The sequence below is a fragment of the Riemerella anatipestifer genome, from assembly GCF_035666175.1.
In the GTDB taxonomy this organism is placed as follows: Bacteria; Bacteroidota; Bacteroidia; order Flavobacteriales; family Weeksellaceae; genus Riemerella; species Riemerella anatipestifer_D.
The window spans coordinates 701,666-727,268 of record NZ_CP142016.1; the positions used below are offsets into that span (position 1 = coordinate 701,666).

General features: G+C 34.9%; 23 protein-coding genes, 1 other RNA gene and 1 pseudogene. 10 read left to right on the plus strand and 15 right to left on the minus strand.

Translation table 11 applies throughout. The features are described 5' to 3' along the window. Positions 1-58: 58 nt before the first annotated feature. Positions 59-937, plus strand: coding sequence for an IS982-like element ISRa1 family transposase (locus tag VIX88_RS03565; RefSeq protein WP_127919813.1), 879 nt, complete (start codon positions 59-61; stop codon positions 935-937). 13 nt (positions 938-950) lie between these two features. Here VIX88_RS03565 and VIX88_RS03570 read toward each other — a convergent pair whose 3' ends face one another. Further along, a complete protein-coding gene (locus tag VIX88_RS03570) occupies positions 951-1,994 on the minus strand; it encodes a Vitellogenin II precursor (protein ID WP_064970478.1) in 1,044 nt (347 codons plus the stop codon). Positions 1,995-2,157: 163 nt separating this feature from the next. Between VIX88_RS03570 and proS the strand changes: the two genes are divergently transcribed. Beyond that, the gene (proS, locus tag VIX88_RS03575) at positions 2,158-3,633 is read left to right on the plus strand and encodes a proline--tRNA ligase (RefSeq protein WP_064970477.1); all 1,476 of its coding nucleotides are present in this window, start codon (positions 2,158-2,160) and stop codon (positions 3,631-3,633) included. A 27-nt stretch (positions 3,634-3,660) separates the two neighbouring features. Next, on the plus strand, positions 3,661-4,854 hold the full coding sequence (locus tag VIX88_RS03580; protein ID WP_064970476.1) for a DUF937 domain-containing protein: 1,194 nt from the start codon (positions 3,661-3,663) through the stop codon (positions 4,852-4,854). 63 nt (positions 4,855-4,917) lie between these two features. Here VIX88_RS03580 and rpe read toward each other — a convergent pair whose 3' ends face one another. The 11 genes from rpe to VIX88_RS03635 all read right to left on the minus strand — a co-directional run bounded on the left by rpe (position 4,918) and on the right by VIX88_RS03635 (position 14,723). Next, positions 4,918-5,568 (minus strand): ribulose-phosphate 3-epimerase, encoded by a 651-nt coding sequence (rpe, locus tag VIX88_RS03585; protein WP_064968369.1) that lies wholly within the window; start codon positions 5,566-5,568, stop codon positions 4,918-4,920. Between the two features lie 73 nt (positions 5,569-5,641). Then, positions 5,642-6,508: a sigma-70 family RNA polymerase sigma factor gene (locus VIX88_RS03590; RefSeq protein WP_004918429.1), complete on the minus strand. Its 867-nt coding sequence runs from the start codon at positions 6,506-6,508 to the stop codon at positions 5,642-5,644. Positions 6,509-6,608: 100 nt separating this feature from the next. Continuing rightward, positions 6,609-7,175 carry a glutathione peroxidase gene (locus tag VIX88_RS03595; protein ID WP_064970475.1) on the minus strand — a complete coding sequence of 189 codons (567 nt, stop codon included), beginning with the start codon at positions 7,173-7,175 and terminating at the stop codon, positions 6,609-6,611. 8 nt (positions 7,176-7,183) lie between these two features. Continuing rightward, positions 7,184-7,852: a histidine kinase gene (locus VIX88_RS03600; protein ID WP_064968371.1), complete on the minus strand. Its 669-nt coding sequence runs from the start codon at positions 7,850-7,852 to the stop codon at positions 7,184-7,186. A 17-nt stretch (positions 7,853-7,869) separates the two neighbouring features. Further along, positions 7,870-8,604 carry a 3-deoxy-manno-octulosonate cytidylyltransferase gene (kdsB, locus tag VIX88_RS03605; protein WP_064970474.1) on the minus strand — a complete coding sequence of 245 codons (735 nt, stop codon included), beginning with the start codon at positions 8,602-8,604 and terminating at the stop codon, positions 7,870-7,872. A 10-nt stretch (positions 8,605-8,614) separates the two neighbouring features. Further along, positions 8,615-9,418: an SH3 domain-containing protein gene (locus VIX88_RS03610; protein ID WP_214194044.1), complete on the minus strand. Its 804-nt coding sequence runs from the start codon at positions 9,416-9,418 to the stop codon at positions 8,615-8,617. Positions 9,419-9,432: 14 nt separating this feature from the next. Beyond that, complete coding sequence (locus tag VIX88_RS03615) at positions 9,433-10,686, minus strand: pyridoxal phosphate-dependent aminotransferase (RefSeq protein ID WP_064970472.1); 1,254 nt, start codon at positions 10,684-10,686, stop codon at positions 9,433-9,435. A gap of 25 nt (positions 10,687-10,711) precedes the next feature. Beyond that, the gene (locus VIX88_RS03620) at positions 10,712-12,433 is read right to left on the minus strand and encodes a phospho-sugar mutase (RefSeq protein WP_109475163.1); all 1,722 of its coding nucleotides are present in this window, start codon (positions 12,431-12,433) and stop codon (positions 10,712-10,714) included. 23 nt (positions 12,434-12,456) lie between these two features. Continuing rightward, complete coding sequence (locus tag VIX88_RS03625) at positions 12,457-13,161, minus strand: GIN domain-containing protein (protein WP_064970470.1); 705 nt, start codon at positions 13,159-13,161, stop codon at positions 12,457-12,459. Positions 13,162-13,172: 11 nt separating this feature from the next. Then, on the minus strand, positions 13,173-14,123 hold the full coding sequence (locus VIX88_RS03630; protein WP_064970469.1) for a glycosyltransferase family 2 protein: 951 nt from the start codon (positions 14,121-14,123) through the stop codon (positions 13,173-13,175). Between the two features lie 18 nt (positions 14,124-14,141). Beyond that, positions 14,142-14,723 (minus strand): DUF4199 domain-containing protein, encoded by a 582-nt coding sequence (locus tag VIX88_RS03635; RefSeq protein ID WP_064970468.1) that lies wholly within the window; start codon positions 14,721-14,723, stop codon positions 14,142-14,144. Positions 14,724-14,859: 136 nt separating this feature from the next. On the opposite strand from VIX88_RS03635, the gene rnpB reads away from it, so the two are divergent. Further along, an RNA gene (gene rnpB, locus VIX88_RS03640) (RNase P RNA component class A) lies at positions 14,860-15,176 on the plus strand. Positions 15,177-15,241: 65 nt separating this feature from the next. Here rnpB and VIX88_RS03645 read toward each other — a convergent pair. Beyond that, on the minus strand, positions 15,242-15,613 hold the full coding sequence (locus tag VIX88_RS03645) for a DUF1573 domain-containing protein (protein ID WP_004918413.1): 372 nt from the start codon (positions 15,611-15,613) through the stop codon (positions 15,242-15,244). A 215-nt stretch (positions 15,614-15,828) separates the two neighbouring features. Between VIX88_RS03645 and VIX88_RS03650 the strand changes: the two genes are divergently transcribed. From VIX88_RS03650 to VIX88_RS03670, 5 genes are read left to right on the plus strand one after another with little or no spacing between them, the layout of a single operon-like run. After that, positions 15,829-18,447 (plus strand): valine--tRNA ligase, encoded by a 2,619-nt coding sequence (locus VIX88_RS03650; RefSeq protein ID WP_064971002.1) that lies wholly within the window; start codon positions 15,829-15,831, stop codon positions 18,445-18,447. Between the two features lie 6 nt (positions 18,448-18,453). Continuing rightward, positions 18,454-19,095, plus strand: coding sequence for a DUF4241 domain-containing protein (locus VIX88_RS03655; protein WP_064971001.1), 642 nt, complete (start codon positions 18,454-18,456; stop codon positions 19,093-19,095). Between the two features lie 15 nt (positions 19,096-19,110). Next, complete coding sequence (locus VIX88_RS03660) at positions 19,111-20,004, plus strand: ribokinase (protein WP_214194045.1); 894 nt, start codon at positions 19,111-19,113, stop codon at positions 20,002-20,004. A 12-nt stretch (positions 20,005-20,016) separates the two neighbouring features. Then, the gene (locus VIX88_RS03665) at positions 20,017-21,015 is read left to right on the plus strand and encodes an acyl transferase (RefSeq protein ID WP_214194046.1); all 999 of its coding nucleotides are present in this window, start codon (positions 20,017-20,019) and stop codon (positions 21,013-21,015) included. A gap of 57 nt (positions 21,016-21,072) precedes the next feature. Further along, positions 21,073-21,663 carry a hypothetical protein gene (locus VIX88_RS03670; protein ID WP_004918401.1) on the plus strand — a complete coding sequence of 197 codons (591 nt, stop codon included), beginning with the start codon at positions 21,073-21,075 and terminating at the stop codon, positions 21,661-21,663. A 75-nt stretch (positions 21,664-21,738) separates the two neighbouring features. Here the strand turns inward: VIX88_RS03670 and VIX88_RS03675 are convergent. Together VIX88_RS03675 and VIX88_RS03680 are read right to left on the minus strand one after the other, a co-directional pair. Then, positions 21,739-23,222 (minus strand): annotated as a pseudogene (locus tag VIX88_RS03675) (MFS transporter). Between the two features lie 112 nt (positions 23,223-23,334). Continuing rightward, entirely contained in the window at positions 23,335-24,513 is a 1,179-nt protein-coding gene (locus VIX88_RS03680; RefSeq protein WP_214194048.1) for an acetyl-CoA C-acyltransferase, read from the minus strand. Positions 24,514-24,720: 207 nt separating this feature from the next. On the opposite strand from VIX88_RS03680, the gene VIX88_RS03685 reads away from it, so the two are divergent. After that, the gene (locus tag VIX88_RS03685) at positions 24,721-25,599 is read left to right on the plus strand and encodes an IS982-like element ISRa1 family transposase (protein ID WP_127919811.1); all 879 of its coding nucleotides are present in this window, start codon (positions 24,721-24,723) and stop codon (positions 25,597-25,599) included. Positions 25,600-25,603: the final 4 nt, after the last annotated feature.

A 25,603-nucleotide genomic window follows, 5' to 3' on the forward strand; every position in this document is an offset into this window, starting at 1 on the left:
CAAGAGTTGTTTATTAGACTGAAAATCAGTATATTGTTTTTGCTATAAAACGATATAAATGAACAACTTAGAGCAAATATATGAAAGAATTTTGGAAGTTTTAGGACTTTTTTCAGAAAATCAACTGATTAGTTATCAGAGAAGAACACCTAAAATGAGCGATTTAGAAGTCATAAGTCTTAATATTACTGCTGAATACTTGAGTATTGATAGCGAATTACAGTTATTTAGAAAATTGCCAAACTCTCTGATAAACAAAATTGAAAGAAGTGTTTACAATAAGCGAAAACGAAGACTATCCCTACAAACAGAGCAAATTAGACAGCGTATTTCGATGGAGTTCAATGAGTTTGAAGATATTTTTATCGTTGATAGCATGCCAATGAAAGTTTGTGAAAACGCTCGTTCTACTCGTTCAAAAATTTGTAAAGAGCAATCCTATTCTTCACCAACATATGGTTATTGTGCTTCACAGAAATTATATTTCTATGGCTATAAACTACACGCAGTATGTTCTTTAAATGGTGTGATTAAGAATTTTGATATAAGCCCTGCATCCGTTCACGACATCCACTATTTAAAAGATAGTGGTGAGCAAATGCGAAACTGTACTTTAATTGGAGATAGAGGCTATTTATCAGCAAAAGTTCAAATAGATTTATTTAACTATGCTAATATTAAATTAGATACACCAATGAGAAGTAATCAGAAAGATTATATTCCTCAATTTTCATTGTACAAGAAAAAGCGAAAACGAATTGAGACATTTTTCTCTCAACTTTGCGACCAATTTATGATTAAAAGAAACTATGCTAAAACTTTTGAAGGCTTTAAAACAAGGATAATCAGTAAAATAACCGCCGCAACGGTTATTCAATATATCAATAAATTTATCTTCCAAAGAAAATTAAATCATCTAAAAATCAGTATTATTTAAAATGCACAACGAGTTATCTAAAACCACCTGTTCTAAAACCTCCCCCTGATCTCATACCGCCTCCTGAACTACCAGAACCAAAACTGCCACTTCTATTGGAACCTCCGCCCCAGCCAGAATTGTTTCTAAATCCATCGTTTCTTGGTATAGATTGTGTACGAGGCGTCATTCCTCTATCCTGATAATTATAGTTTGGTTCAGATCTTCTCAATGTTCTTGTTTGAGGCATTGAGTAGCCATTATTACTGTCATTACGGTTTATTCTATTATCTCCTCTTCCAAAGCCTGAGTCTCTAAATCCACCAAAGTTTCTTCCTGAATTACTATTACTATTTGGATTTCTATAAACTGGGTTATTAAACCCTCCGTTATTATATCTAGTAATACTGTCTACACCACTTCTTCTATAATTGTACTGACGAGGCGCTACTCCCCAATAAGGATTTCCCCATGCACCATAGCCACCCCAATATGGGCTGCCCCAACCTGTTCCCCAGTAAGGATTCCAACCAAATCTTCCACCCCAATAAGGATTTCCCCAACCCCATCTGTTCCAACCTGATCCCCAGCCCATGCCGAAGCCCATATTCCAACCCCAGCCTGAACTCCAGCCAAAGCCCATATTCCAGCTGTTCCAACCACCAAAACCTCCCCAATAAGGATCCCAGCCAAAGCCTGTTCCCCAGAAAGGCGTATTCCATCCCCAGCCAGTATAGCGTCTTTCAACTCCTGCAAAAGCACCCCAATCTGAATCGGATTGTACAGGAGTATCCGTCCATTCTTGATATTTGTTATTTTGATTTTGCTGTAATTGTCTAGAGTTTTCTACTACTCTATAATCATTACTATAGTCGTAGTAATCTCCTACATTATTACGGTCATTCACAACTACCCCTTCCGGAATTACATCTTTACTTGGATCATAGTAAACACCATCAGTCTCTGTATAGCCTCCCATTTGTGCTCCACAAGAGGTCAACAAAAAACTAACAGAAGTGGCTAATGCTAGTCTAACAACCCATTTTCTTTTTAAGAAATTATAATCTATTTTTTTCATAATCTTATGTAGGTTTTATTTATCTTTGTGCTTGAATTGAGGTGGATATAGCTAAAACTATACCAAAAAAATCTCTCAAATTACAAATCATAACTTAGGTGTTATTTAACCATTTAACTAGATACACCTACAAAATTATAAAATAAAAGTTAAAAGTAAATTTATGGCAAAATTAACATCAAGAAGCGAGGACTATAGCAAATGGTATAATGAGTTGGTAGTAAAGGCTGATTTAGCCGAAAACTCAGGTGTAAGAGGCTGTATGGTAATTAAACCCTATGGCTATGCTATTTGGGAAAAAATGCGTGACGAACTAGATAAAAAGTTTAAAGAAACTGGTCACGAAAATGCTTACTTCCCTATTTTTGTTCCTAAAAGTCTTTTTGAAGCGGAGGAAAAAAATGCAGAAGGTTTTGCCAAAGAATGTGCTGTAGTAACCCACTACCGCCTAAAAACAGACCCTGAAAATCCACAAAAACTCATGGTGGATCCTGAGGCCAAATTAGAAGAAGAGCTTATTGTAAGACCTACTTCTGAGGCTATTATTTGGAATACTTATAAAAACTGGGTGCAATCTTACAGAGATTTACCTATCCTAATTAACCAATGGGCTAATGTGGTAAGATGGGAGATGAGAACAAGACTTTTCCTAAGAACTGCCGAATTTTTATGGCAAGAAGGTCATACTGCTCACGCTACAAAAGAAGAAGCTATTGCAGAAACAGAACAAATGCTAAATGTTTATGCTGATTTTGCTGAAAAATTTATGGCTGTACCTGTGGTAAGAGGAATAAAATCACCTAGTGAAAGATTTGCAGGTGCAGAAGAAACTTATTGCATCGAAGCTCTTATGCAAGACGGAAAAGCTTTACAAGCAGGAACTTCTCACTTTTTAGGTCAAAACTTTGCTGAAGCATTTGACGTTAAATTCACTAATAAGGAAGGCAAAATAGAGTATGCTTGGGCAACTTCTTGGGGCGTTTCTACAAGGCTTATGGGTGCTTTAATCATGTCTCACTCTGATGATAACGGTCTGGTCCTTCCTCCATCTTTAGCACCTGTACAAGTAGTTATTGTACCTATATTTAAAGGTGAAGAACAGCTTAAACAAATAGATGAAGTAGCCTACGAACTACAATCTAAACTAAAAGCTTTAGGCATTTCTGTGAAATACGATAACAAAGATACCCAAAAGCCAGGCTGGAAATTCGCAGAATACGAAATGAAAGGTGTCCCTGTAAGAATAGCAATGGGAGCAAGAGATTTAGAAAACAAAACCGTAGAAATAGCTAGAAGAGATACCCTTTCTAAAGAAGTTAAACCTTTAGATAATATAGAAATTTATATCCAAGAACTTTTAGAAGAAATCCAAAAAGCTATTTATAGCAAAGCTCTTAAGTTTAGAGACGAAAACATCACTAAGGTTGATTCTTATGAAGAGTTTAAAGAAGTTTTAGAAACCAAAGGAGGCTTTATTTTAGCACACTGGGACGGAACGGAAGAAGAAGAAGAAAGAATAAAAGAAGAAACTAAAGCTACTATCCGTTGCATTCCTCTAGAGGGAGAAAAAGAAGAGGGCGTTTCTATGATTTCAGGAAAACCATCTAAACAAAGAGTGCTTTTTGCTAAAGCCTACTAATTATTAACCCATTAAAAATTTAAAATTATGTCAATCAACATCATAGAGCTCATTAAAGGGCAATTCGGACACGGTGTCACTAGCCAACTGGCTTCTCAATTAGGCGAAAAAGAAGAAGCTGTTTCTAAAGCCACCAATGCACTTATCCCAGCTGTATTAGGTGGGATTGTATCTCAGTCCGACAAATCATCTCTTTTACAAGAAATTACACAATTAGCAGATACCAACACTTTATCTAAACTAAGCCAAGAAAGTTCTTTTGCCAACGAACTACTTAGCAAATTACTAACCATGGTTTTTGGGGATAAAATAAAAAGTATCACTTCTGGGATTTCCTCTTTTGCAGGAATTAAAGAATCTTCTACCGATGCCCTTTTAGGCTTTACCTCACTAACATCTTTAGCAACCATAGGAAGATATGCTAAAGACCAAAATTTAGACAGTAACGGACTTGAAACTCTTTTAAATAAAGAGAAAACTAATATTTCTAACCTTATTCCTGCAGGTTTCTCATTGGGAGCTATAGGACTTGGAAATCTAGACAGCAAAACAGAAGAGACTAAAGCTACCTTAACTGAAAATATTCAAGATAAAGTTTCGGACATCAAAGATGGATTTTCTGAAAAGTTAGACGAGTCTAAAGAGAAACTTTCTCAGCTTAAAGATAATGCTTCCGAAAAATTATCTGAAACTTCGGATATTATTAAAGATAAGGCTTCAGACTTGAAAGACGATTTATCTGAAAGACTAGATGAATCTAAAGAGAAACTTTCTCAGCTTAAAGATAATGCTTCCGAAAAATTATCTGAAACTTCGGATATTATTAAAGATAAGATTTCAGACTTAAAAGACGATTTATCTGAAAAACTAGATGAATCTAAAGAAAAACTCTCTCAGCCTAAAGATAGTGCTTCCGAAAAATTATCTGAGACTTCAGATTCAATTAAAAAAGGATTTTCTGATTTCAAAGAAAGTGCTTCTAACAAGTTAGATGACTTGAAAGAAAAGGTAGAAGAAAAGACAGGGGAAGATGTTAAAGAAGTTTCTGTATGGAAGTGGCTTCTACCGCTAATTCTTCTACTGCTTATGGGGTGGTTCATTTGGAAACAAATTAACAAAAGTAACCAAGAGGCGATTCCTAGAGAAGTCCCTGTTGAAAAAATAGATTCTACAAATAACGCTAACACTCAGCAAAATATAGATTCTGTAAACTCAAAATAAAGCTAAAAGAGTCGTTTCAAAATTGATTGAAACGGCTCTTTTATTTTAAACCAAAACGACTCCTTAACTTTTAAGAAGTTCTATTACACTTTCTGGATTTTCCGCAGAGAAGACTGCATTTCCTGCAACAAGAACATCAGCGCCTGCCTCAAACAACTTAGAAGCATTATCTGTATTTACTCCACCATCTATTTGAATTAAAGCTGTAGCATTTTGATCTAAAATTAAATCTTTAGTTTGCTTTATTTTTTTGTAAGTATTTTCTATAAATTTCTGTCCGCCGAACCCAGGGTTAACACTCATTAGTAATACCAAATCTACCTCTCCTATAATATCCTCTAATACACTTACAGGCGTAGATGGATTAAGCACCACTCCTGCTTTAGCTCCCTTACTTTGTATTAGTTTAATTGTTCTATGTAAATGAGTACACGCCTCATAATGCACCGAAACCAAATCGGCTCCGTTATCAATAAATTCTTCCACATATTTCTCTGGCTCTACAATCATAAGATGCACATCTACAAACTTTTTAGCGTGCTCTTTTATCGTTTTCATGACAGGAAAACCAAAAGATATATTAGGCACAAACCTACCATCCATCACATCTACATGAAACCAATCGGCTTGGCTACGGTTAAGCATTTCTATATCTCTTTGGAGGTTACCAAAGTCAGCAGAAAGTAAAGATGGGGCAATTAGTCTTGTTTTCATTTCTAAATTTAAAATTTAATTATTTATAATAAAAAAAGGATAACGCTAACAATGCATTATCCTCTTACGGTTTTTATTTTCCTAAATAAGACTTCAAAATTTTACTTCTTGAGTTGTGTTTTAACCTTTTGATAGCCTTTTCTTTAATCTGACGAACACGCTCTCTCGTAAGGTCAAAAGTTTCGCCTATTTCCTCTAAAGTCATAGGATGTTTGCCATTAAGCCCGAAGTAAAGTCTTACTAAATCTGCTTCTCTAGGCGTAAGTGTTTGTAACGCTCTTTCAATCTCTATTTGTAAAGATTCTAGCATCAACTCTTTGTCTGGGCTAGGAGATTCCCCTGAACGAAGAACATCATAAAGGTTAGAGTCTTCTCCTTCTACTAACGGAGCGTCCATAGAAAGGTGTCTTCCGCTGTTTTTCATAGACTCTTTAATATCCTCCTCACTCATATCTAGAACCTCTGCCAACTCCTCTGGAGAAGGTGGTCTTTCATTCTCTTGCTCTAAGTGAGCGTATGCTTTGTTAATTTTATTGATTGACCCAATCTTATTCAATGGCAAACGAACAATTCTAGACTGCTCCGCTAAAGCCTGTAAGATAGACTGTCTAATCCACCACACTGCATAGGATATAAATTTGAAACCTCTCGTTTCGTCATATCTTTTAGCCGCTTTCATCAATCCTAAATTACCTTCGTTGATTAAATCTGGTAATGATAAGCCTTGATTTTGATATTGTTTAGACACAGAAACTACGAAACGAAGGTTAGCTTTGATAAGCTTTTCTAGAGCCACCTTATCTCCAGCACGAATCTTTTGTGCCAGCTCCACCTCCTCATCTGCAGTAATTAGGTCTACTTTACCTATCTCCTGTAGATATTTATCTAATGATGCCGTTTCCCTATTGGTAACCTGCTTGGTAATTTTAAGTTGTCTCATAATATTTTTTGCTCAAAAAAAAGAGTTACGGTATAGTGTACGACTATACTACTAAAAAGGTTACACTAAAAATGTAAAAGTTTTCAGTTTCTCTTTTTATTTATTTTAAATGTTTCGTAATCGCTTCGTTATCAGGCTTGGTAGTACTTAGATAGCTTTCTATTATTTTTCCGTTTTCATCTAGAAGAAATTTGGTAAAATTCCAAAGTATGGTGGTATCTTTAACTCCGTTTAATTCCTTTTTAGTAAGAAACTGAAAAATAGGTGCTATATCTTCTCCTTTCACAGAAACCTTAGCTGCCATAGGAAAAGTTACTCCATAGTTCACTTGACAAAAAGTTTTAATCTCGGTATTAGTCCCTGGCTCTTGCCCTCCAAAGTTATTAGCAGGGAAGCCTACTACCACTAGCCTATCTTTATATTTTTGATAGAGCTTTTCCAAGGCTTCATACTGAGGTGTAAAACCACACTCAGACGCTGTGTTTACAATAAGTATTTTTTTGCCTTTGAAATCCGCAAAATTAATTTCTCCACCGTCTAAACTTTCCACTTTATAATCGTAGATACTTTTAGAAAGCTTAGATGTATCCTGTTGTACCTCACTTTTTTTGCTAGAGCATTGCACTAAAGCAATTACAGATAGCATAAGTATAAAGAGCTTTTTCATTATATCTTTTATTTTATTTTAAAGGTATTGTCAGGGAATGCTTTATTAACTTCTATTTTATTAAGTAACATCACATAATCTCCTTCTTTTTTAGGAGTAGAAGCCTCTATTCTAAAAGGCATTGTAAGCCCATTTACCTTTTTAAAATCAGAATATAAAAGCGTTTCTCCTTTCTTCACTTCTTTAAGAAGCATATAGTTTTCAGTATCAAAATAATACAGAGTTTTATTTACATTTTTAGTAAGCTCTACCTTATAGCACAATCTTTCCCCTACTTTATCCTTACCCAAAATCACAGCAGTGAATCCTTTAGCCTCAAAATCAATAAAATCTGTATCAAAACTTTCAGGTTGGTAGCTCTCAAATTCCTGTAACTTATTGTTAGCATAGTTCATTGCATAACCTTTTTTACCATCATAAGCCTCTATGACACTCTCTTTATTATTGATAATGATAGATGTTTTGGTAAGATTAGGACGCTGCTGATAGATTTTAATAGGATACTCTTCCTGTATTCCTAAAACCACTTTACCTTGTAACATTATGGAATTTAATAACTTCCATTTAGTAAGTCCACCTGTTAGTTCTATATTTTTGTCTATAATTTCTTTGGCTGTTTGTGTATAAAAAAACTGTGCCAAAGCTAATAATACAACTAATGCTATCTTCTTTATCATTATCTTCTTTTTTAAAATTAAAGTCTAAGCAATTGCTTTGCTTTTTCTAAATCTTCTGGAACATCTATACCAACACCAACGAAATCGGTTTCTATCATTTTAATTTTCATACCGTATTCCAAATACCTAATGCACTCTATTTTTTCTGCTATTTCGAGAGGTTTCATAGGTAAACTAGAAAACTCTAACAACGCTTCCCTTCTGAATGCATAAACGCCAATATGTTTAAAATATTGCAAATCATCTGTTTTCTCTCTAGGGAAAGGAATAACGGAACGACTAAAATAAAGTGCAAAATCATTATTATCCGTAATTACCTTTACATTATTAGGATTTTCTATATCGTCCCACTGTTCTAGTTTTATTTTAAGCGAAGCCAAAGAAATACTCTTGTTCTTATCTTCATCAAAAACTGAAATCAACTGTTTTAGAGGTTCTTTTTTAAGAAATGGCTCATCACCTTGCACATTTACAACAATATCACACTCGATATCTTTTATCGCTTCTGCTATTCTATCGCTTCCTGTTTCATGCTCTCCAGTCATTACTACCCTTCCACCGTTTTCCTTAATTTCATTAAAAATAACCTCGGAGTCTGTTGCTACAAAAACTTCGTCAAAAAGCCCTGTTTCCACCACATTTTGATAAGTTGTAGAAATAACAGTCTTCTTCCCTAGTATCTCCATTAGTTTACCAGGGAATCTACTTGCCTGATAACGAGCAGGAATTATAGCAATTATTCTTTGTTTCATTATTTTTTATTTATAATTGAGAAACAGTTCCATCTTTGAAAAGATAGACTTTTTTTGATTTTTTAATATGCTCTTTATCCTTTTCATCTTTTTCCATCTCTTCGGTTTTCATAATAATCTTACCTTTAACTCCTCCCTTATCTTTTGGAAAAACATACTCTTCTGAATGATAAAAAACATCAGCATCAGCAACAGATATCAGCATTGATAACGCCACCATTTTACTTCCATTTAATAGTATATACTGCTCATAGTTAGGAATACCACACGCCTCTCCAGAAACACTCGCCAACAGAACATCTGACACTCCATCTAACCCTTTGTTTCCTTGCCATTTAAATGCTACCGAAGTCAAACTTTCTGTCCCTACATTAAATGAAACTTTTTGTATGTTTTGTTTATCCTTTAGCATCACAACATCTAGTTTAACCTCATCTTGCTCCGTAGCAGAAGCTCCAAAAAGAAAATCATAACCATCTCTAGACCTATATCCTAAACTTAAATTAGCTCCCCAAATATACCCAGACTTGGTTTCGCCTTCTTTGATGTAATTTATTCTATACCAACTTGCAGAGCGTTTACCCAAAGACAATACTTGCTCTGTCTTTTGGACAATTTTTACCACTTGTCCTATATCTAAACTATCTACCTTAGGCGATTGTAAATTAGGTTCAGCCCTTACATTGGCCTTATCTATCAAAACTTTTTGGCTGCTATTTTCTTCAAACATAAATATCCATTGCTCTTCTTGAGCAAGAAGAAAAGAACTTATACTGAAGAAAACCAGTAAGAATAATCTAGAAAAGCTTTTCATTATTCAAGTTTATATTATTTAAGCTTCGACAAAGCGCCTTCTAATATAGGTAACATATTTTTAATATCCTCCAAAGAACAACCTCCCACAGAAGCTCTAAACCAAGGCATCTCTCTAGAATTACCAAATGCTGAAAATGGCACTAACGCCATACCTGCCTCTCGGATAAGGTAAAATACGACATCTGTGGTATCCTTCAATACCTCTCCATCTGGAGTAGTCTTCCCTACATAATCCATCCTAATAGTAAGATACAATGCTCCCATAGGCTCTATACTATCTACCGCAAAACCCTTATTTTTAAGCTCCTGAATACCTTGATGCAAAGTATTTAGACTTAACTGTATTTTACCTTTAAAATCGTTTACATAAGCATCTACTTCATCCATTTTAGATAAAAACTTAGATGTAGCTTCCTGCTCTGGTTTAGGTGCCCATGCTCCGATGTGAGTTAAGAAAGTCTTCATCTTATCAACTATTGTTGAAGGTCCAAACCCCCAACCTACCCTTACTCCTGTAGCTGCAAAACATTTAGATGAACCATCTATAAATATGGTATAATCTTTCATCTCTGGCACTAGACTTACAGGATTAAAGTGCTTTTGCCCAAAAAATAACATTGCATAAATCTGATCGTATAGTAGATACAATGGTTTTTCGTTTTCTCCTCTTTTTTTATTTTCAGCAACTACTACCTCACAGATTTCTCTAAGCTGTTGCTCGGTAAACATAGTCCCTGTAGGGTTTGAAGGAGAACAAAGCGCTAATAATACAGCTCCTTCTAAGTGAGGTTTGAGCTCTTCTGCGGTAGGCAAAAAGTTATTTTCTTTTCTAGTTTCTACTTCCACCTTTTCTGCAGAAGTTAGATAGGAATAATGGTTGTTATTCCAAGAGGGAGTAGGGTAAACCACTTTATCTCCAGGGTCTACAACACTCATATAAGCTGTATAAATAAGTGGACGCGAACCACCTGCTATCAATATTTCTTCTGGTGAGTAATCCAACTGATAACGCTTCTTTAAATCCAAAGAAATAGTTTCCCTAAGATTTAATAAACCACTGGCTGGAGGATAGTTAGTTAAATTGTTTTCGTAAGCCTTTTGTATTTCTTCTTTTAGAAGAGAAGGGATAGGATAAATATCAGCGTTCAAATCTCCTATAGTAAGATTGGCGATTTGAGCACCCTTAGCTTTGAGTTCATTAACCTCATTTCCTATTTTTACTATTTCTGATGCCACTAAATTAGTTGCCAAACGAGATATTTTCATAAGAATTTATATATATTTTAACAGTTTATACTAGACCTAAATCTTTTTTGATAACTTCTATTTTTTCATTTAGAATTTCTATCTTAGACTTAAAATCTTTCTCTGACTCTATTTTATCTAATGCACTAAAATAGAATTTAATTTTAGGTTCTGTTCCCGAAGGTCTTATCGCTACTTTTGTGCCATCTTCTGTATAGTAAATAAGCACATTAGACTTAGGAATATCCGTCATTGGTTGTTTTTCGTTTTTGTTCAAATCCCAAGCGGTTTGCTCTTGATAATCTTTAACCAAAACCACTTTAGAACCTGCCAACAAGGTTGCAGGATTATTTCTAAAATCCGTCATCATTTTTTTGATTTGCTCCGCACCTTCTTTACCCTTTTTCACCACATTTACAAGAGCCTCTTGATAAAGACCTAATCTTTGGTAGATTTCTATCATATACTGATACATCGTTTTACCTTGAGCCTTACACCACGCTGCTACTTCACAAGCCAATAATATAGAACCACAAGAGTCTTTATCTCTCACAAAATCTCCTGTCATAAAGCCAAAACTTTCCTCTCCTCCACAGATAAATTTCTGCTTACCTTCTACTTCTCTTATCATTTTACCTATCCATTTAAAGCCTGTAAGCCCCATCTTACATTCAACTCCATAGGATTTTGCCAAATCAAAAAACACATCAGAAGTTACAATGGTAGAACCTATAAACTCTGTGCCCGTGATACGACCTTGCTTTTGCCATTGAGACAAAATATAGTCTGTAAGAATCATATTGGTCTGATTTCCATTGAGGAGTTGCATTTCTCCATCTAAATTTCTTACCGCTATCCCTAATCTATCTCCGTCTGGGTCTGTACCTATTACAATATCTGCATTGGTAACCTTTGCTAAATCCATTGCCATAGTTAATGCTGCTGGCTCTTCGGGATTTGGACTTTCTACCGTAGGGAAGTTTCCGCTAGGAATCATCTGTTCTTTTACTAAATCTACCTTGGTAAAACCTGCCTTTGCTAAAGCCTGTGGAATGGTGGTATAAGTAGTCCCGTGAATAGAAGTAAATACAATATTAAGATTATCATACCCCAACTTATCTTTCTGATAAAGAGAGTTCTCCATACACATTCTTATATAAACCTCATCTTGCTCCTCTCCTACCCATTCTATAAGGCTATCATTACCATTAAAGTTGATGTCTTCATATTTAGTATTGAGTACTTCATTGATGATTTCTGCATCATTAGGTGGCACTATCTGAGCTCCATCGTTCCAATATACTTTATACCCATTGTACTCTGGTGGATTGTGTGAAGCGGTAAGCACAATACCTGCGTTACATTTTTTATCTCTCACCGTAAACGAAAGCTCTGGTGTAGGACGGTGTTCCTTAAACAACAATACTTTAATCCCATTAGCCGTAAGTACATCTGCTACTATTTTACCAAATTCTTTAGAGTTATTTCTTACATCATACGCTATGGCTACCTTTATCTCTTGGTTAGGGAACTGCTGATGCAAATAGTTGGCAAGACCCTGTGTTGCTTGTCCTAAAGTATATTTATTAAGTCTGTTGGTTCCAACGCCCATAATCCCACGCATTCCACCTGTACCAAACTCCAAGTTTTTATAAAATGCATCTTCTAACTCTGGTGAGTTAGTATCTATCAATTGTTTTACAGTCTGTCTAGTTTCTTCATCAAACGCCTCTGTAAGCCAAAGTTTAGCTTTATCCACTGTATTCATATCTTTATATTTTTATGTTAAAATTAAGGTTTTTCTTTATTTTCTACTCTTGTATCTTTATCTATTTTGAGCTTTCTTATTGGATTTCCGTAATAGACCAGCTTAGCTGTATTTTCTACCTTTCCAGAAATTTCTTCTTTAGTATTGATTTCTGCATAGTTCCCATTTTTAGACTGAATATCAAAATAATCTACCGTCCAATAAGGCGCTATAATACTCGCTGTATCCGAAATTTTAAGCACAGCCTCTTTAGTAACGCCTGAAAAATTAGCTCTTGATTTCTCCGTCATTTGCACTTCTGCTTTAGAGGTCTTTATTGCACCTATAAATTTGCCTTGATTTTTTAGATTGATTTTCAAAGTAGGCGTTTTAATATCTCCTGAAACATTCATTTCCACAGAGTCAGAAATACTTATTTGTTTCAATGGCGTTTTGGAGTAAACCGTTACTGTGTAGAAATCTACATTTCCAGTAGGTCTTTTCTCTATGATTTTGAGTGTACTATCTTCAACTTTAATTTTTAAATTGCTAATAAGATTAGGATAAGTTTCTACATTAACAAAGTTCTCCTCTCCTTGAGTGAAAAACAGCCTGTATTTACCTTCTAGTTCAAGTTTATTAAAGACCTCCAAAGGCGTATCTTCAGATTTTATCTCACCTTCTGGAGTTACCTTTCCACAAGAACTCCATAAGAATACCGATACCAAAAGATAAATATAATGTTTCATCTTACTCACAATTAAATAATTTCTTCTATGTGATAATTTTTATGCTCTCTATTAGTTCTGATAATCAGTTCTCCTAAAAAACCTGCTATAAACAATAAAGTCCCCATTATCATCATCGTTAAAGCTATATAAAACCAAGGGTTATCAGCTATTAAATGCCCATAAACACCTTTAGACATATCTATCAATTTAGACACACCCAACCAAAGAGATGATAAAAAACCAATAATAAACATCAGTGTACCTACCGCTCCAAAGAAATGCATTGGCCTACCTCCAAATCTACTTACAAACCAAAGTGTTACCAAATCCAAGAAACCTCTTATAAATCGTTCTGTGCCAAATTTTGAACTTCCGTAAGGTCTTGCCTGGTGTTGTACTTCTTTCTCTGTAATTTTCCTAAAACCTGCATTAGCCGCTAGTACAGGGATATATCTATGCATATCTCCATATACATCTATGGACTTTACCACTTGCTTTCGGTACGCTTTAAGTCCACAATTAAAATCGTGTAGAAACACTCCTGAAACCTTTCTCGCTGCCGCATTGAATAGCTTAGACGGAATATTTTTGGTCATTACATTATCGTAGCGTTTCTTTTTCCAACCGCTCACAATATCATAACCTTCATTAACCACTTTATGATACAAAGCTGGTATCTCTTCCGGAAAATCTTGTAAATCCGCATCCATAGTAATTACCACTTCTCCTTTCACCCTCGCAAAAGCTGCATGGAGTGCTTGAGATTTCCCATAGTTTCTAGAAAATTTAATCCCTTGTATATTAGGATTTCTATTTTTAAGAAACATTATTGTCCCCCAAGAACTATCGGTACTCCCATCGTCCACAAACCAAATTTCGTAAGATAAACCAGCCTCATTGCAGACATTTTCTATCCTATTATAAAGTTCTTCTAAAGATTGTTCCTCATTAAGAAGAGGTATGACAATAGATAAATCCATTTTTTCTAAAAAAATAAGTTAATAAACCGTTTTGCTTCTAAAGAAACTTCCAAAGAAAACAGACAATATCAAAAAGAAAGCACAATATCCTGCAAACACCAAAGAGAAATGGTATAAAGAAAACATATCTTCTTTTTTCTTTACTTTCTCTTCAATTCGTTTTTTACCTTCTTCATATTTTTGTTCTAGTTCCTTTGCTTCTTCTGTATTAGGTTTGGTAATTTGTTTCGCTTTGGTATATTCTTCTTCCAAAGAAGCTCTAAAACTCTCTATATACTGATGATTTAAAAGCGATTTAACATCTTTATCAACGTAACTAATAAACACAAAAATACTGGAAATAGATAAGAACCCCGCCAAAAACATCGGTGCAAATGCTTTTCCAAAAGCTTCCTTAAAGGTAAGCCTAACTTTTTCTTTCTTGTATGAATAAACAGAAATAAACGCCCCAACACCAAAAATAAGAGGTAGAACGAAAGAATTAGCTATCATCGTAGTGTGAAAATAATTAACATCCATAAAGAAAAAATACACCACGAAAAACACCAATAGGATTGCCCCACTCATCGCTAATCCGTTATTGATTGTACTTTTACCCATCTATTACTTAGTTTAAATTACAATTTTGAACTGGTAAAATTACGGATTATTTTTGAGAAACTTTCGCTTATTCTCTTGCATTTCTAATTTAACTAGGTAAGTCTTCTTCTAAATATTTCTCTATCTTTGCAGACAATAACAAAGGCGGCTTGTTGCTTTGTTTTTTCAACTAAACAAAGAGGAAAGTCTGGACACCATAGAGCAGCATAGCGGCTAACCGCCGTCCACAGTGATGTGAGGACTAGTGCAACAGAAAGCAAGTACAGTACGGCTGTAGTGAAATCAGGTAAACTCTATGCGGTGCAATGCTAAGTATATCGGCAACTAAGGGTAGCTCGTCCAATGCCGAGGGGTAAGCAGCTAAAGCTTAATAGCAATATTAAGCGTAGATAAATAACAAGCGTTCTAAATTTGTTTAGAATACAGAATCCAGCTTATAGCCTTTGTTATTTTTTTCAAAACAAAAATCCGCTCTTTTAAAAAGCGGATTTTTTTATTCATTTTGATACTAAATATTTCTATTTACTCGTTTCCACTACCTCTCCCTGAATCCAAATAACACTTCTGTTAGCTTTAGGGTCGTTAGAGAAAACTTCTATAAGCTTCTTGAATGGATTTACTAAATTAGTGTTATAACCTACTTTAATTTTAGAAGTTTTACCTGGTAAAATAGGCGTTTTGTCCCATTCTGGAGTTGTACACCCACAAGATGCTTTTACATTACTAATTACTAAAGGTTTATCACCTGTATTAGTTACTGTAAAATAGCGGTGTCCTTCTGAACCTTTTTCTACTTTACCATAATCTACTGTTGTTTTATCGAAGCTAATAGTTTGGGCAGAAGCCATAAAACCTACCGCTAAAACTAGCCCTGTTAAAATCTTTTTCATAATTCTTATACTTTTAAAGTTATGCAAAGTTAAAATTATTTTTCAACTTTAGCTATTTTCTATTCTTTAACTACAAATTACACGCCAAACTACAATTTATTTTCCACTTAAAATTTGTCCCTACAAATTTGTATCGAAAAGTTAGCTTCCTTACTATCTTTATCTTATTTTTGCAGAACAAAGCAAAAATAACGATTATAAATAGACATAAAAATATGCAGATTTCAGAGAAATATACCCCTTCCTCTACCGAACAAAAATGGTACAACTACTGGTTAGAAAACAAATATTTTCATTCTGAACCTAATCATAAACCACCCTACACCATTGTAATTCCACCGCCTAATGTAACGGGAATTTTACATATGGGACATATGCTAAATAATACCATTCAAGATGTGTTGATTAGACGAGCAAGAATGAGAGGTTACAATGCTTGTTGGGTACCTGGAACCGACCATGCCTCTATTGCTACGGAAGCTAAAGTGGTGGCTAAACTTAAAGCAGAAGGCATTAACAAATCGGATATTTCTCGTGAAGAATTCCTAAAACACGCTTGGGAATGGACGCATAAATATGGCGGAACAATTTTGGAGCAATTAAAAAAATTAGGTTGTTCTTGTGATTGGGATAGAACCCGCTTTACGATGGAGGATAAACTCTCCGAGCAAGTGATAAAATCTTTTGTAGATTTATATAACAAAGGGCTTATCTATAGAGGTTACCGTATGGTCAACTGGGACCCAGAAGCCAAAACCAACATTTCCGATGAGGAAGTTATCTTTAAAGAACAAAACGGAAAACTGTATCATTTAAAATATCAAATTGAAGGGACACAAGATTTTCTTACCGTGGCCACCACACGTCCTGAAACCATTTTCGGTGATGTAGCCGTATGCGTAAACCCTAACGACGAACGCTACCAAAAACTTATCGGCAAGACCGTTATCGTGCCTATCGTCAATCGTGCAGTGCCAATTATTGCTGATGAATATGTAGATATTGAATTCGGAACAGGAACTTTAAAAATAACCCCTGCCCACGATGTTAATGACTACGAAATTGGTCAAAAGCATCAGCTTCAAATCATTGATGCTATTGATGATGATGGCAAACTAAATCATCACGGAATGCACTACGAAGGGAAAGACCGTTTCGTGGTTCGTAAAGAAATTGCAAAAGAGTTAGAAGAGAAAGGTCTCCTCGCCAAGGCGGAAGACTATGTAAACAAGGTGGGAACTTCCGAAAGAACAGGAGCGGTGATAGAGCCTAAAATCTCTCAACAATGGTTCTTAAAAATGTCCGAAATTGCAAAACCTGCTTTAGAGGTGGTAATGAATGACGAAATTAAATTCTATCCTGATAAATTTAAAAACACCTATAAATATTGGATGGAAAACATCCGAGATTGGAACATCTCTCGTCAGCTTTGGTGGGGACAACAAATCCCTGCCTACTACTACGGAGAAAGCGAAAACGATTTTGTAGTGGCGGAAAACGCTGAAAAAGCATTGGAATTAGCAAGAGAAAAATCTCAAAATCCAAACCTAGGCCTTGCCGACTTAAAACAAGACGAAGACGCTTTGGATACTTGGTTCTCTTCTTGGCTGTGGCCAATGTCCGTATTTGACGGATTATTAGACCCTAACAGTGAAGAAATCAACTATTATTATCCTACTACCGACCTCGTTACAGGTCCAGACATTATTTTCTTTTGGGTAGCCAGAATGATTATGGCGGGATTAGAATGGAGAGGTAAAGTTCCTTTCAAAAATGTATATTTCACAGGGATTGTAAGAGATAAGCAAAGACGCAAAATGTCCAAATCTTTAGGCAATTCGCCTGACCCAATAGAATTGATTGACAAATACGGCGCAGACAGCGTAAGAGTAGGAATTCTATTGAGTTCTGCAGCTGGAAACAACCTTCTGTTCGACGAAGACTTAATGTTACAAGGGCGAAATTTCGCTACTAAAATATGGAATGCTTTCCGTTTGGTACAAGGTTGGAAACAAGAAGACAAACCTGCTGGTGCGGTTGAAAACCAAACGATAGAATGGTTTGGGCATCTATTGGATAAAACCGTAAAAGATATTAACGAGCAGTTTGAAAAATTCAGAATTTCAGATGCCTTACATCTTATTTATAAATTAATTTGGGACGATTTCTGTTCTTGGTATTTGGAGGCCATTAAACCGAATTACGGCGAAAGCATTTCTAAAGAAGTTTACAATAAAACCATTGCTTATTTTGAAGAGTTGATGAAATTGCTACATCCTTTTATGCCTTTCTTAACCGAGGAACTTTGGCAAAACATTACTTCAAGAAATACAGACGAAGCCCTCATCATCGCTCAGCAGAAAGAAGCATCAGAATTTGATGTAAATATTATCAACCAATTTGATATTGCTAAAGAGTGGATTTCTGGTGTGAGAAATTACAGACAAAGCAAAGGTATTTCTCCTAAACAAACCGTGGAACTATACACCAATGCTACCGAAAATAGCAACAAAGCACTTATAAAGAAGCTTGCTAATGTTTCTGATATTTATTTCAATGAAAAAACAGACAAACCGAGTTTCTCTTTCTTAGTTGGTTCTACAGAGCTTTCTATACCACTTAGCGAAACGCTTGATTTGGAAGAAGAGAAAAAGAAAACAGAGGAAGAACTTTCTTATCTTAAAGGCTTTTTAGCTTCAGTTGAGAAAAAGTTAAGCAATGAAAAATTCGTTAGTGGAGCTCCTGAAAAGGTGGTAGAAATGGAAAGAAAAAAACAAAAAGATGCTCAAGATAAAATAGCTCTTTTGGAAGAAAAATTAAAAACACTGGGATAAAAAATAATGAATCACATTAAAAACATCGCAAAACTTTTTTCTAAGCCATTTGTAGAAAGTCCTCTGCTAGAAACTTTCAATGGCGGAATGATACACCTTTCCTCTGGAGAGCTAGTTGCTTGCGACCCACTTATCACCCCTGATAAAGAGCCGTTTAGTTTTACTTTTCCGAAAGGTGAGTTCGCTGTTTTAATACATAAAGAACAGGCAAGTAACTGCATCGCCTATGCGGAGATTGTGTTTTCTGAAGAACCCGTTTCTAAATGGGAACTTGCCGTATGCAATGGGCAAAATATTAAAGACTTAAAAGAAGATGAAATCTTTGGATTCCCTGTAGAAACAGGAATGGGTTGCCTTATGGATAAAGACACTCAGAAATATCTTAATCAGTTAGAACTAGAATTATTCCAAAAGAAAGGCGATGATTTTATGGGTATTTATGAAGAATTTTTCCACGCTCACTTTTTTGATGAAAACGGAGCTATAGACCAATTTGCATCTTTGATACCTAACGAGCAGCATAAGAATAATATTATTGCTTTTGAAACAGGTTACGGAGAAGGTTTTTATGCCTCGTATATAGGTTTTAATGAAAGTCATCAACCCGTAAAAATTATTTCAGAATTTATAGAAGTACAAGTTGATTAAAAAATTACAACAAATATGAAACTTAGTAAAGAACAACCTAGAATCCTTGTAGTAGGAAGCTCATCTGTGGATTTGGTTTTAAAAACAGAGCACTATCCTGAGTTGGGAGAAACAGTGATGGCTAACTCCTCCGAAAATTTCTTCGGTGGAAAAGGGGCTAATCAAGCCGTGGGAACTGCAAGACTAGGAGCTAGTGTTTACTTTGTAGGATGTGTAGGTATGGACCCTTATGGGCAACAAATATTAAGAAATCTTGTAGAAGAAAATGTAAATGTAGGATTTGTTGTAGAAAACCCTGATATAGAAACTGGTACGGCATATGTTACCACTTCTAAAGGTAAAAATGCCATTGTTGTAGTCCCATCAGCTAACTATGCCTTGAGTCCTAAACATCTAGAAAATCCCAAACACCTATTTGAAACCGCTGATTTAGTTTTGGTTCAACTAGAAATCACGGATACGGTTATAGAAAAAGTGTTAGAACTTTGCAAAAAAAACGGCACTAAACTTGGCATATATGCTGCTCCCGCAAGACCACTTTCTAAGGAATTAGTAGAGTACGCTAGTTTCATAGTTGCTAAAAGCAACGACTTATCTACACTTTTTGGAGATGACCACAGAGATGCCGTTTTACAAAAACTACCCAACAAACTTTTTGTAAGAGATGATACCAATTCTACCATATATTACAATGGTTCTGAAATGAAATATTTCCGTAACGACCCAGAAGAAGCGGCTTACAGAATGGGAATGGGTGATGCCTTTACTTCAGGTTTTGCAATAGCTCTATGCCATGGAAATCCCATCAACGAATGTGTAAAATTTGGCAACGATGTTTCACTAAAAGTATCTCAACATAGAGGTTCGCAAAAAGGATTGCCTTATTTAAAAGATTTTAATTTGGCTTAAAAACATTTATTGATGCTTTCTATTTTTGATATTAACACAGAAAAAGCTTTTAGGGAAGCCTGTATAGAAACCTTTTTGTACCAATATGAAAAGGTAGAAATTTATCAGAAATTCGTGGATTTTCTCAACGTCAATCCTAAAAAAATAGAGCATATAGAAGATATTCCTTTTCTTCCAATAGAAATGTTTAAAAATCATACAGTGTTAGAAAAAGGATTAACACCTTCTTTATATTTCCAAAGTTCAGGTACTACCCAGATGAATTTATCTAAACATTGGATTGCGAATGAAGAGTTATATCAACATAGCATTTATAAAAGTTTTAAACAATTTATAGGCACTCCCGAAGATTTTGTTTTTTTAGGATTGCTACCCAATTATCTAGAACGCCAAAACTCATCTTTAGTTTATATGGTTGATTTTCTGATGAAAACCTCATCTAAAGAAGAAAACGGCTATTTTTTATACAACCATCAGGAGCTGTACAAACTTCTTAATGACTTACAACGACAAAACAAGAAGGTAATTCTCTTTGGAGTTTCGTTTGCCTTGCTTGATTTTTTGGACACTCTAGCGGATAACAAATGGGAACTCCCTTATCATCAACACCTTACCATAATAGAAACTGGTGGAATGAAAGGAAGAAAAGAGGAAATAACTAAAGACGAACTTCTTAACACCTTGAAGGAAGGCTTTAAAACTCAGAAAATTTATTCGGAATACTCTATGACAGAACTTCTGTCTCAGGCCTACTCATTAGGAGATAATCTTTACCAAACACCTCATTGGATGAGGATTTTAATTCGTAATACAGAAGACCCTCTTTCATATGTTGAAAATGGGAGAACAGGAGCTATTAACATTATAGATTTAGCCAACCGCCATAGTTGTAGTTTTATTGCTACACAAGATTTAGGCAAAATAACTCACTTACAAGGTGTTGATTACTTTCAAGTTCTAGGAAGAATAGACCATTCCGACATTAGAGGTTGTAGCCTTTTGGTTTCTTAGGTTCAAACTTTGGCATTATTTTTGAAACTTTCCCAACCAATAAAATTAAACTCAATTATGAAAATCAAAAATGTTTTATTGCCTGTTGCGGCATTAGTATTATTCTCTTGTAACACAGATAAAAACAAAGTAACAGAAACTCCTGCTAATGATAGTATTTCTACGGTAGAAACTCCTGTAGCAGATTCTCTAACAACAGAAACAAATGAAGCTTTAGCGCTTCGAGTGAAAGACTATCTTAACAATAGTTTTTTAACAAAAGAAGATGCTAAAACCATTGCACCAGAAGACAAAAAGTTTAAGTTAGCTCAAGTAGATTTAAACAATGATGGCAAGAATGAAATTTTTGTACATCTAACCTCTTCTTCTTTTTGTGGTAGTGGTGGTTGTACCGTGTTGCTTTTACAAAATGATTTAAAGCCTATTACCACGTTTACTGTTACTACACCTCCATTCTGGGTACAGTCTAAAGAAGAAAATGGCTGGAAGGTATTATCTGTTCAAGATAGGGAAGGCTGGAAAACACTAACATTCAATAACGGAACTTATCCTAGCAATCCTTCGTTACTAGATGCTTCCAAAGAGCCTAATAAAGCTGAAGCAACCGAAGTACTAAGTGAAACCAATACAGAAGTTTACACTTTCTAATATCAAGAATTTATTATAACAAAAATCGCTCCGTAAATTACGGAGCGATTTTTTTATTATGTATCTTATTAAATACTAACCAACCTTTTTTTCGTTCAAGAATCTTATAAACACAATCCCCAAGAAAAAGAAAACAACCATAGACAAAGCTGCATATCTCATATTATTAAAATGCTCTATAAGAGTCGCAAAAATAAATGTTCCTAAAATAATAGCTACCTTCTCTTCTCTAAAACATCATAAAAACTGAAATAGGTTGTATTTTCCATACCATTTTCTGGCAATAGCTTAGAATATGTGGAACGAGACATTGCTTGTAAACCACCCATTACCAAACCAATAATACCTGCAACTCCGTAGAATTTATATTCTGCATCAGAGCTATGCTTGTCTATCATATACGCTGCTACACACGCTACAATCCACAGGAAAACGGCTATCGAAATCACATTTTTATTGCCTATCTTTTTAGATAATCTAGAAAACAATACAGCTCCCATAATCGCTTCAATCTGAATAACTAAAAGAACTAAAATAAGTTTTTCTTGAGGCAAGTTAATTTCGCTTTTTCCGAACAAAGTCGCCATTAGGAAAATGGTTTGCATCCCTACACTATAAAAGAAAAAACTAGTAAGAAAAAACTTAAGGTTAGGCGTTTTAAATAGTTGTGTCCCAACCTTGTGTAACTCTCTAAAACTCTCTTTTACAATCTCTATGTAGAAGATAATATTACTTTTAAAAACCGCCCAAAAACCACCTTGTTCTTTATGGCTTTTAAAAACATTCTTTAAATTCAGAAGCACTAAATCTTTAGGTAGCTGCTCTTTAACATTCCCAAACTTCGGCAAATGCTTAAATGTATAATATGAAAAACCAAACCACCACGCTCCTGTAAGCAAGAAACTTACACGCGTCATTATAAGAGCTTGTTTAGGAGTTTCCGCAAGAACTTGAATCAATAATAAACATATAATCACCAATATTACAGAACCAATATAACCATAAACATAACCTTTTGCAGAAAGTGCGTCTTGCTTATCTGGTGTGGCAATATCTGGCAAAAATGAGTTATAAAAAACCAAACTCCCCCAAAATCCCACACTAGCCGTGATACTAAAAAGAAGTCCTAAGAATACCGTATGCATATTAACGAACATCGCTAAGCCCATACACGAAGTTGCTCCTAGATAACAGAAAAATTGTAAAAAGGATTTTTTATTACCGATAGTATCCGCTAAAGAGGACAATATAGGCGATAAGAAAACCACGATAAGAAAAGAAATGGTAAGCGAATATCCATAAATAGCATCTGGATGATAGTTTTCTCCAAATATTTTAATGCTATTCCTTACAGGTACTTTTACCCATTGTCCTGTTTCGTTGATATATTCATTTTTTTCGTAGGCTGTGGTAATAATACTGTAATAAATCGGAAAAATAGTAGAAGTAATGACTAAAGAATATACAGAATTAGCCCAGTCGTACACTGCCCAAGCCCTCATTACTTTAGGATTGTTTTTAATATTTTTACTAGGGTGATTTTCCTTTATGTTTGACATACTATAACTGAATTTAATCTCGCAAAAATAACAAAACCATTAAGAACTTAGATATAAATCGTATTATTTATTCTTAATGGTTTTTTATAATCAATTTGAACAATAGCAAATACTAGCAATTCTCTATCACTAGAGCAGAAGCACCGCCGCCTCCGTTACAGATAGCCGCAGCTCCTATTTTACCATTATTCTGCTTAAGTACATTGATAAGTGTAACCAAAATTCTAGAACCCGAACTTCCTAGAGAGTGTCCTAATGCCACTGCTCCCCCATTTACATTAACCTTAGATTCGTCTAAACCAAGAATTTTATTATTTGCCAAACCTACCACAGAAAACGCTTCGTTGAATTCAAAAAAATCTACCTCAGACAGACTAACCCCTGCTTTGTCTAAGGCTTTTGGTAAGGCTTTAGCTGGTGCTGTTGTAAACCATTCTGGCTCTTGTGCAGCATCTGCATAACCTATAATTTTAGCCAAAGGCTTTAATCCTAGTTCTTCCATTTTTTCTTTGGACATTAAAATAAGAGCAGAAGCACCATCATTAAGTGTAGAAGCATTAGCTGCTGTTACGGTGCCATTTTCTCTTTGGAATACCGTTGGCAAGGTAGGTATCCTATCAAAGTTCACATTTTTATACTCTTCGTCTTCGGTAAAGAGAATTGGTTCTCCCTTTCTTTGTGGAATTTCCACTGGTACTATTTCATCTGAAAACTTACCTTCTTTCCAAGCATTGGCTGCTCTTTGGTAAGATTGTACCGCAAATTTATCTTGAGCCTCCCTAGAAAATCCATACTCCGAAGCACATTTCTCGGCACATACGCCCATATGCACTTTGTTATATACATCGGTAAGTCCGTCCAGAACCATTCCGTCCTGCATTTTTACATCACCTAACTTTACGGCTTGTCTAGCATTATAATAGTGAGGCACCAAACTCATATTCTCCATACCTCCTGCTACGACCACATCAGCATCTCCCGCTTTTATCGCTTGTGTTGCCATCATCACGGCTTTCATACCAGAAGCACAAACTTTATTGATAGTAGTACACGGTGTTTCTTTAGAAAGCCCTGCCCCCAAAGCCGCTTGCCTAGCAGGTGCTTGTCCCTCTCCCGCTTGCAATACATTCCCCATATAAACTTCCTGAACTTCTTTAGGGTCTAGATTTATTTTAGCTAAAGCTCCCTTAATAGCTGTTGCTCCCAATTGTGGTGCTGGTACATTAGATAACGAACCTAAAAAACTTCCCATCGGTGTTCTTACTGCCGATACTATAAATACTTCTTTCATTTTATTTCATATTAAAATTTACTTCGCCAAAGTACAAAAAAAAATATAGCCCAAAAAGTAAATACCATTAAAATTAGTATTTTGAATGTTTGAATAGAGGTATATAAGATTCTATAACAAACCCGTTGTGCATTATGAAATGAAAAAAACAAGAGTTGTTTATTAGACTGAAAATCAGTATATTGTTTTTGCTATAAAACGATATAAATGAACAACATAGAGCAAATATATGAAAGAATTTTGGAAGTTTTAGGACTTTTTTCAGAAAATCAACTGATTAGTTATCAGAGAAGAACACCTAAAATGAGCGATTTAGAAGTCATAAGTCTTAATATTACTGCTGAATACTTGAGTATTGATAGCGAATTACAGTTATTTAGAAAATTGCCAAACTCTCTGATAAACAAAATTGAAAGAAGTGTTTACAATAAGCGAAAACGAAGACTATCCCTACAAACAGAGCAAATTAGACAGCGTATTTCGATGGAGTTCAATGAGTTTGAAGATATTTTTATCGTTGATAGCATGCCAATGAAAGTTTGTGAAAACGCTCGTTCTACTCGTTCAAAAATTTGTAAAGAGCAATCCTATTCTTCACCAACATATGGTTATTGTGCTTCACAGAAATTATATTTCTATGGCTATAAACTACACGCAGTATGTTCTTTAAATGGTGTGATTAAGAATTTTGATATAAGCCCTGCATCCGTTCACGACATCCACTATTTAAAAGATAGTGGTGAGCAAATGCGAAACTGTACTTTAATTGGAGATAGAGGCTATTTATCAGCAAAAGTTCAAATAGATTTATTTAACTATGCTAATATTAAATTAGATACACCAATGAGAAGTAATCAGAAAGATTATATTCCTCAATTTTCATTGTACAAGAAAAAGCGAAAACGAATTGAGACATTTTTCTCTCAACTTTGCGACCAATTTATGATTAAAAGAAACTATGCTAAAACTTTTGAAGGCTTTAAAACAAGGATAATCAGTAAAATAACCGCCGCAACGGTTATTCAATATATCAATAAATTTATCTTCCAAAGAAAATTAAATCATCTAAAAATCAGTATTATTTAAAATG

Coding starts and splice junctions, on each gene's coding strand:
- VIX88_RS03630 (WP_064970469.1), bottom strand. CDS start 14,123: ATGGATTTATCTATTGTCATACCTCTTCTTAATGAGGAACAATCTTTA.
- VIX88_RS03590 (WP_004918429.1), bottom strand. CDS start 6,508: ATGAGACAACTTAAAATTACCAAGCAGGTTACCAATAGGGAAACGGCA.
- kdsB (WP_064970474.1), bottom strand. CDS start 8,604: ATGAAACAAAGAATAATTGCTATAATTCCTGCTCGTTATCAGGCAAGT.
- VIX88_RS03670 (WP_004918401.1), top strand. CDS start 21,073: ATGAAAATCAAAAATGTTTTATTGCCTGTTGCGGCATTAGTATTATTC.
- VIX88_RS03635 (WP_064970468.1), bottom strand. CDS start 14,723: ATGGGTAAAAGTACAATCAATAACGGATTAGCGATGAGTGGGGCAATC.
- VIX88_RS03660 (WP_214194045.1), top strand. CDS start 19,111: ATGAAACTTAGTAAAGAACAACCTAGAATCCTTGTAGTAGGAAGCTCA.
- VIX88_RS03685 (WP_127919811.1), top strand. CDS start 24,721: ATGAACAACATAGAGCAAATATATGAAAGAATTTTGGAAGTTTTAGGA.
- VIX88_RS03615 (WP_064970472.1), bottom strand. CDS start 10,686: ATGAAAATATCTCGTTTGGCAACTAATTTAGTGGCATCAGAAATAGTA.
- VIX88_RS03565 (WP_127919813.1), top strand. CDS start 59: ATGAACAACTTAGAGCAAATATATGAAAGAATTTTGGAAGTTTTAGGA.
- proS (WP_064970477.1), top strand. CDS start 2,158: ATGGCAAAATTAACATCAAGAAGCGAGGACTATAGCAAATGGTATAAT.
- VIX88_RS03645 (WP_004918413.1), bottom strand. CDS start 15,613: ATGAAAAAGATTTTAACAGGGCTAGTTTTAGCGGTAGGTTTTATGGCT.
- VIX88_RS03625 (WP_064970470.1), bottom strand. CDS start 13,161: ATGAAACATTATATTTATCTTTTGGTATCGGTATTCTTATGGAGTTCT.
- VIX88_RS03650 (WP_064971002.1), top strand. CDS start 15,829: ATGCAGATTTCAGAGAAATATACCCCTTCCTCTACCGAACAAAAATGG.
- VIX88_RS03680 (WP_214194048.1), bottom strand. CDS start 24,513: ATGAAAGAAGTATTTATAGTATCGGCAGTAAGAACACCGATGGGAAGT.
- VIX88_RS03610 (WP_214194044.1), bottom strand. CDS start 9,418: ATGAAAAGCTTTTCTAGATTATTCTTACTGGTTTTCTTCAGTATAAGT.
- VIX88_RS03655 (WP_064971001.1), top strand. CDS start 18,454: ATGAATCACATTAAAAACATCGCAAAACTTTTTTCTAAGCCATTTGTA.
- VIX88_RS03600 (WP_064968371.1), bottom strand. CDS start 7,852: ATGATAAAGAAGATAGCATTAGTTGTATTATTAGCTTTGGCACAGTTT.
- rpe (WP_064968369.1), bottom strand. CDS start 5,568: ATGAAAACAAGACTAATTGCCCCATCTTTACTTTCTGCTGACTTTGGT.
- VIX88_RS03620 (WP_109475163.1), bottom strand. CDS start 12,433: ATGAATACAGTGGATAAAGCTAAACTTTGGCTTACAGAGGCGTTTGAT.
- VIX88_RS03595 (WP_064970475.1), bottom strand. CDS start 7,175: ATGAAAAAGCTCTTTATACTTATGCTATCTGTAATTGCTTTAGTGCAA.
- VIX88_RS03580 (WP_064970476.1), top strand. CDS start 3,661: ATGTCAATCAACATCATAGAGCTCATTAAAGGGCAATTCGGACACGGT.
- VIX88_RS03570 (WP_064970478.1), bottom strand. CDS start 1,994: ATGAAAAAAATAGATTATAATTTCTTAAAAAGAAAATGGGTTGTTAGA.
- VIX88_RS03665 (WP_214194046.1), top strand. CDS start 20,017: ATGCTTTCTATTTTTGATATTAACACAGAAAAAGCTTTTAGGGAAGCC.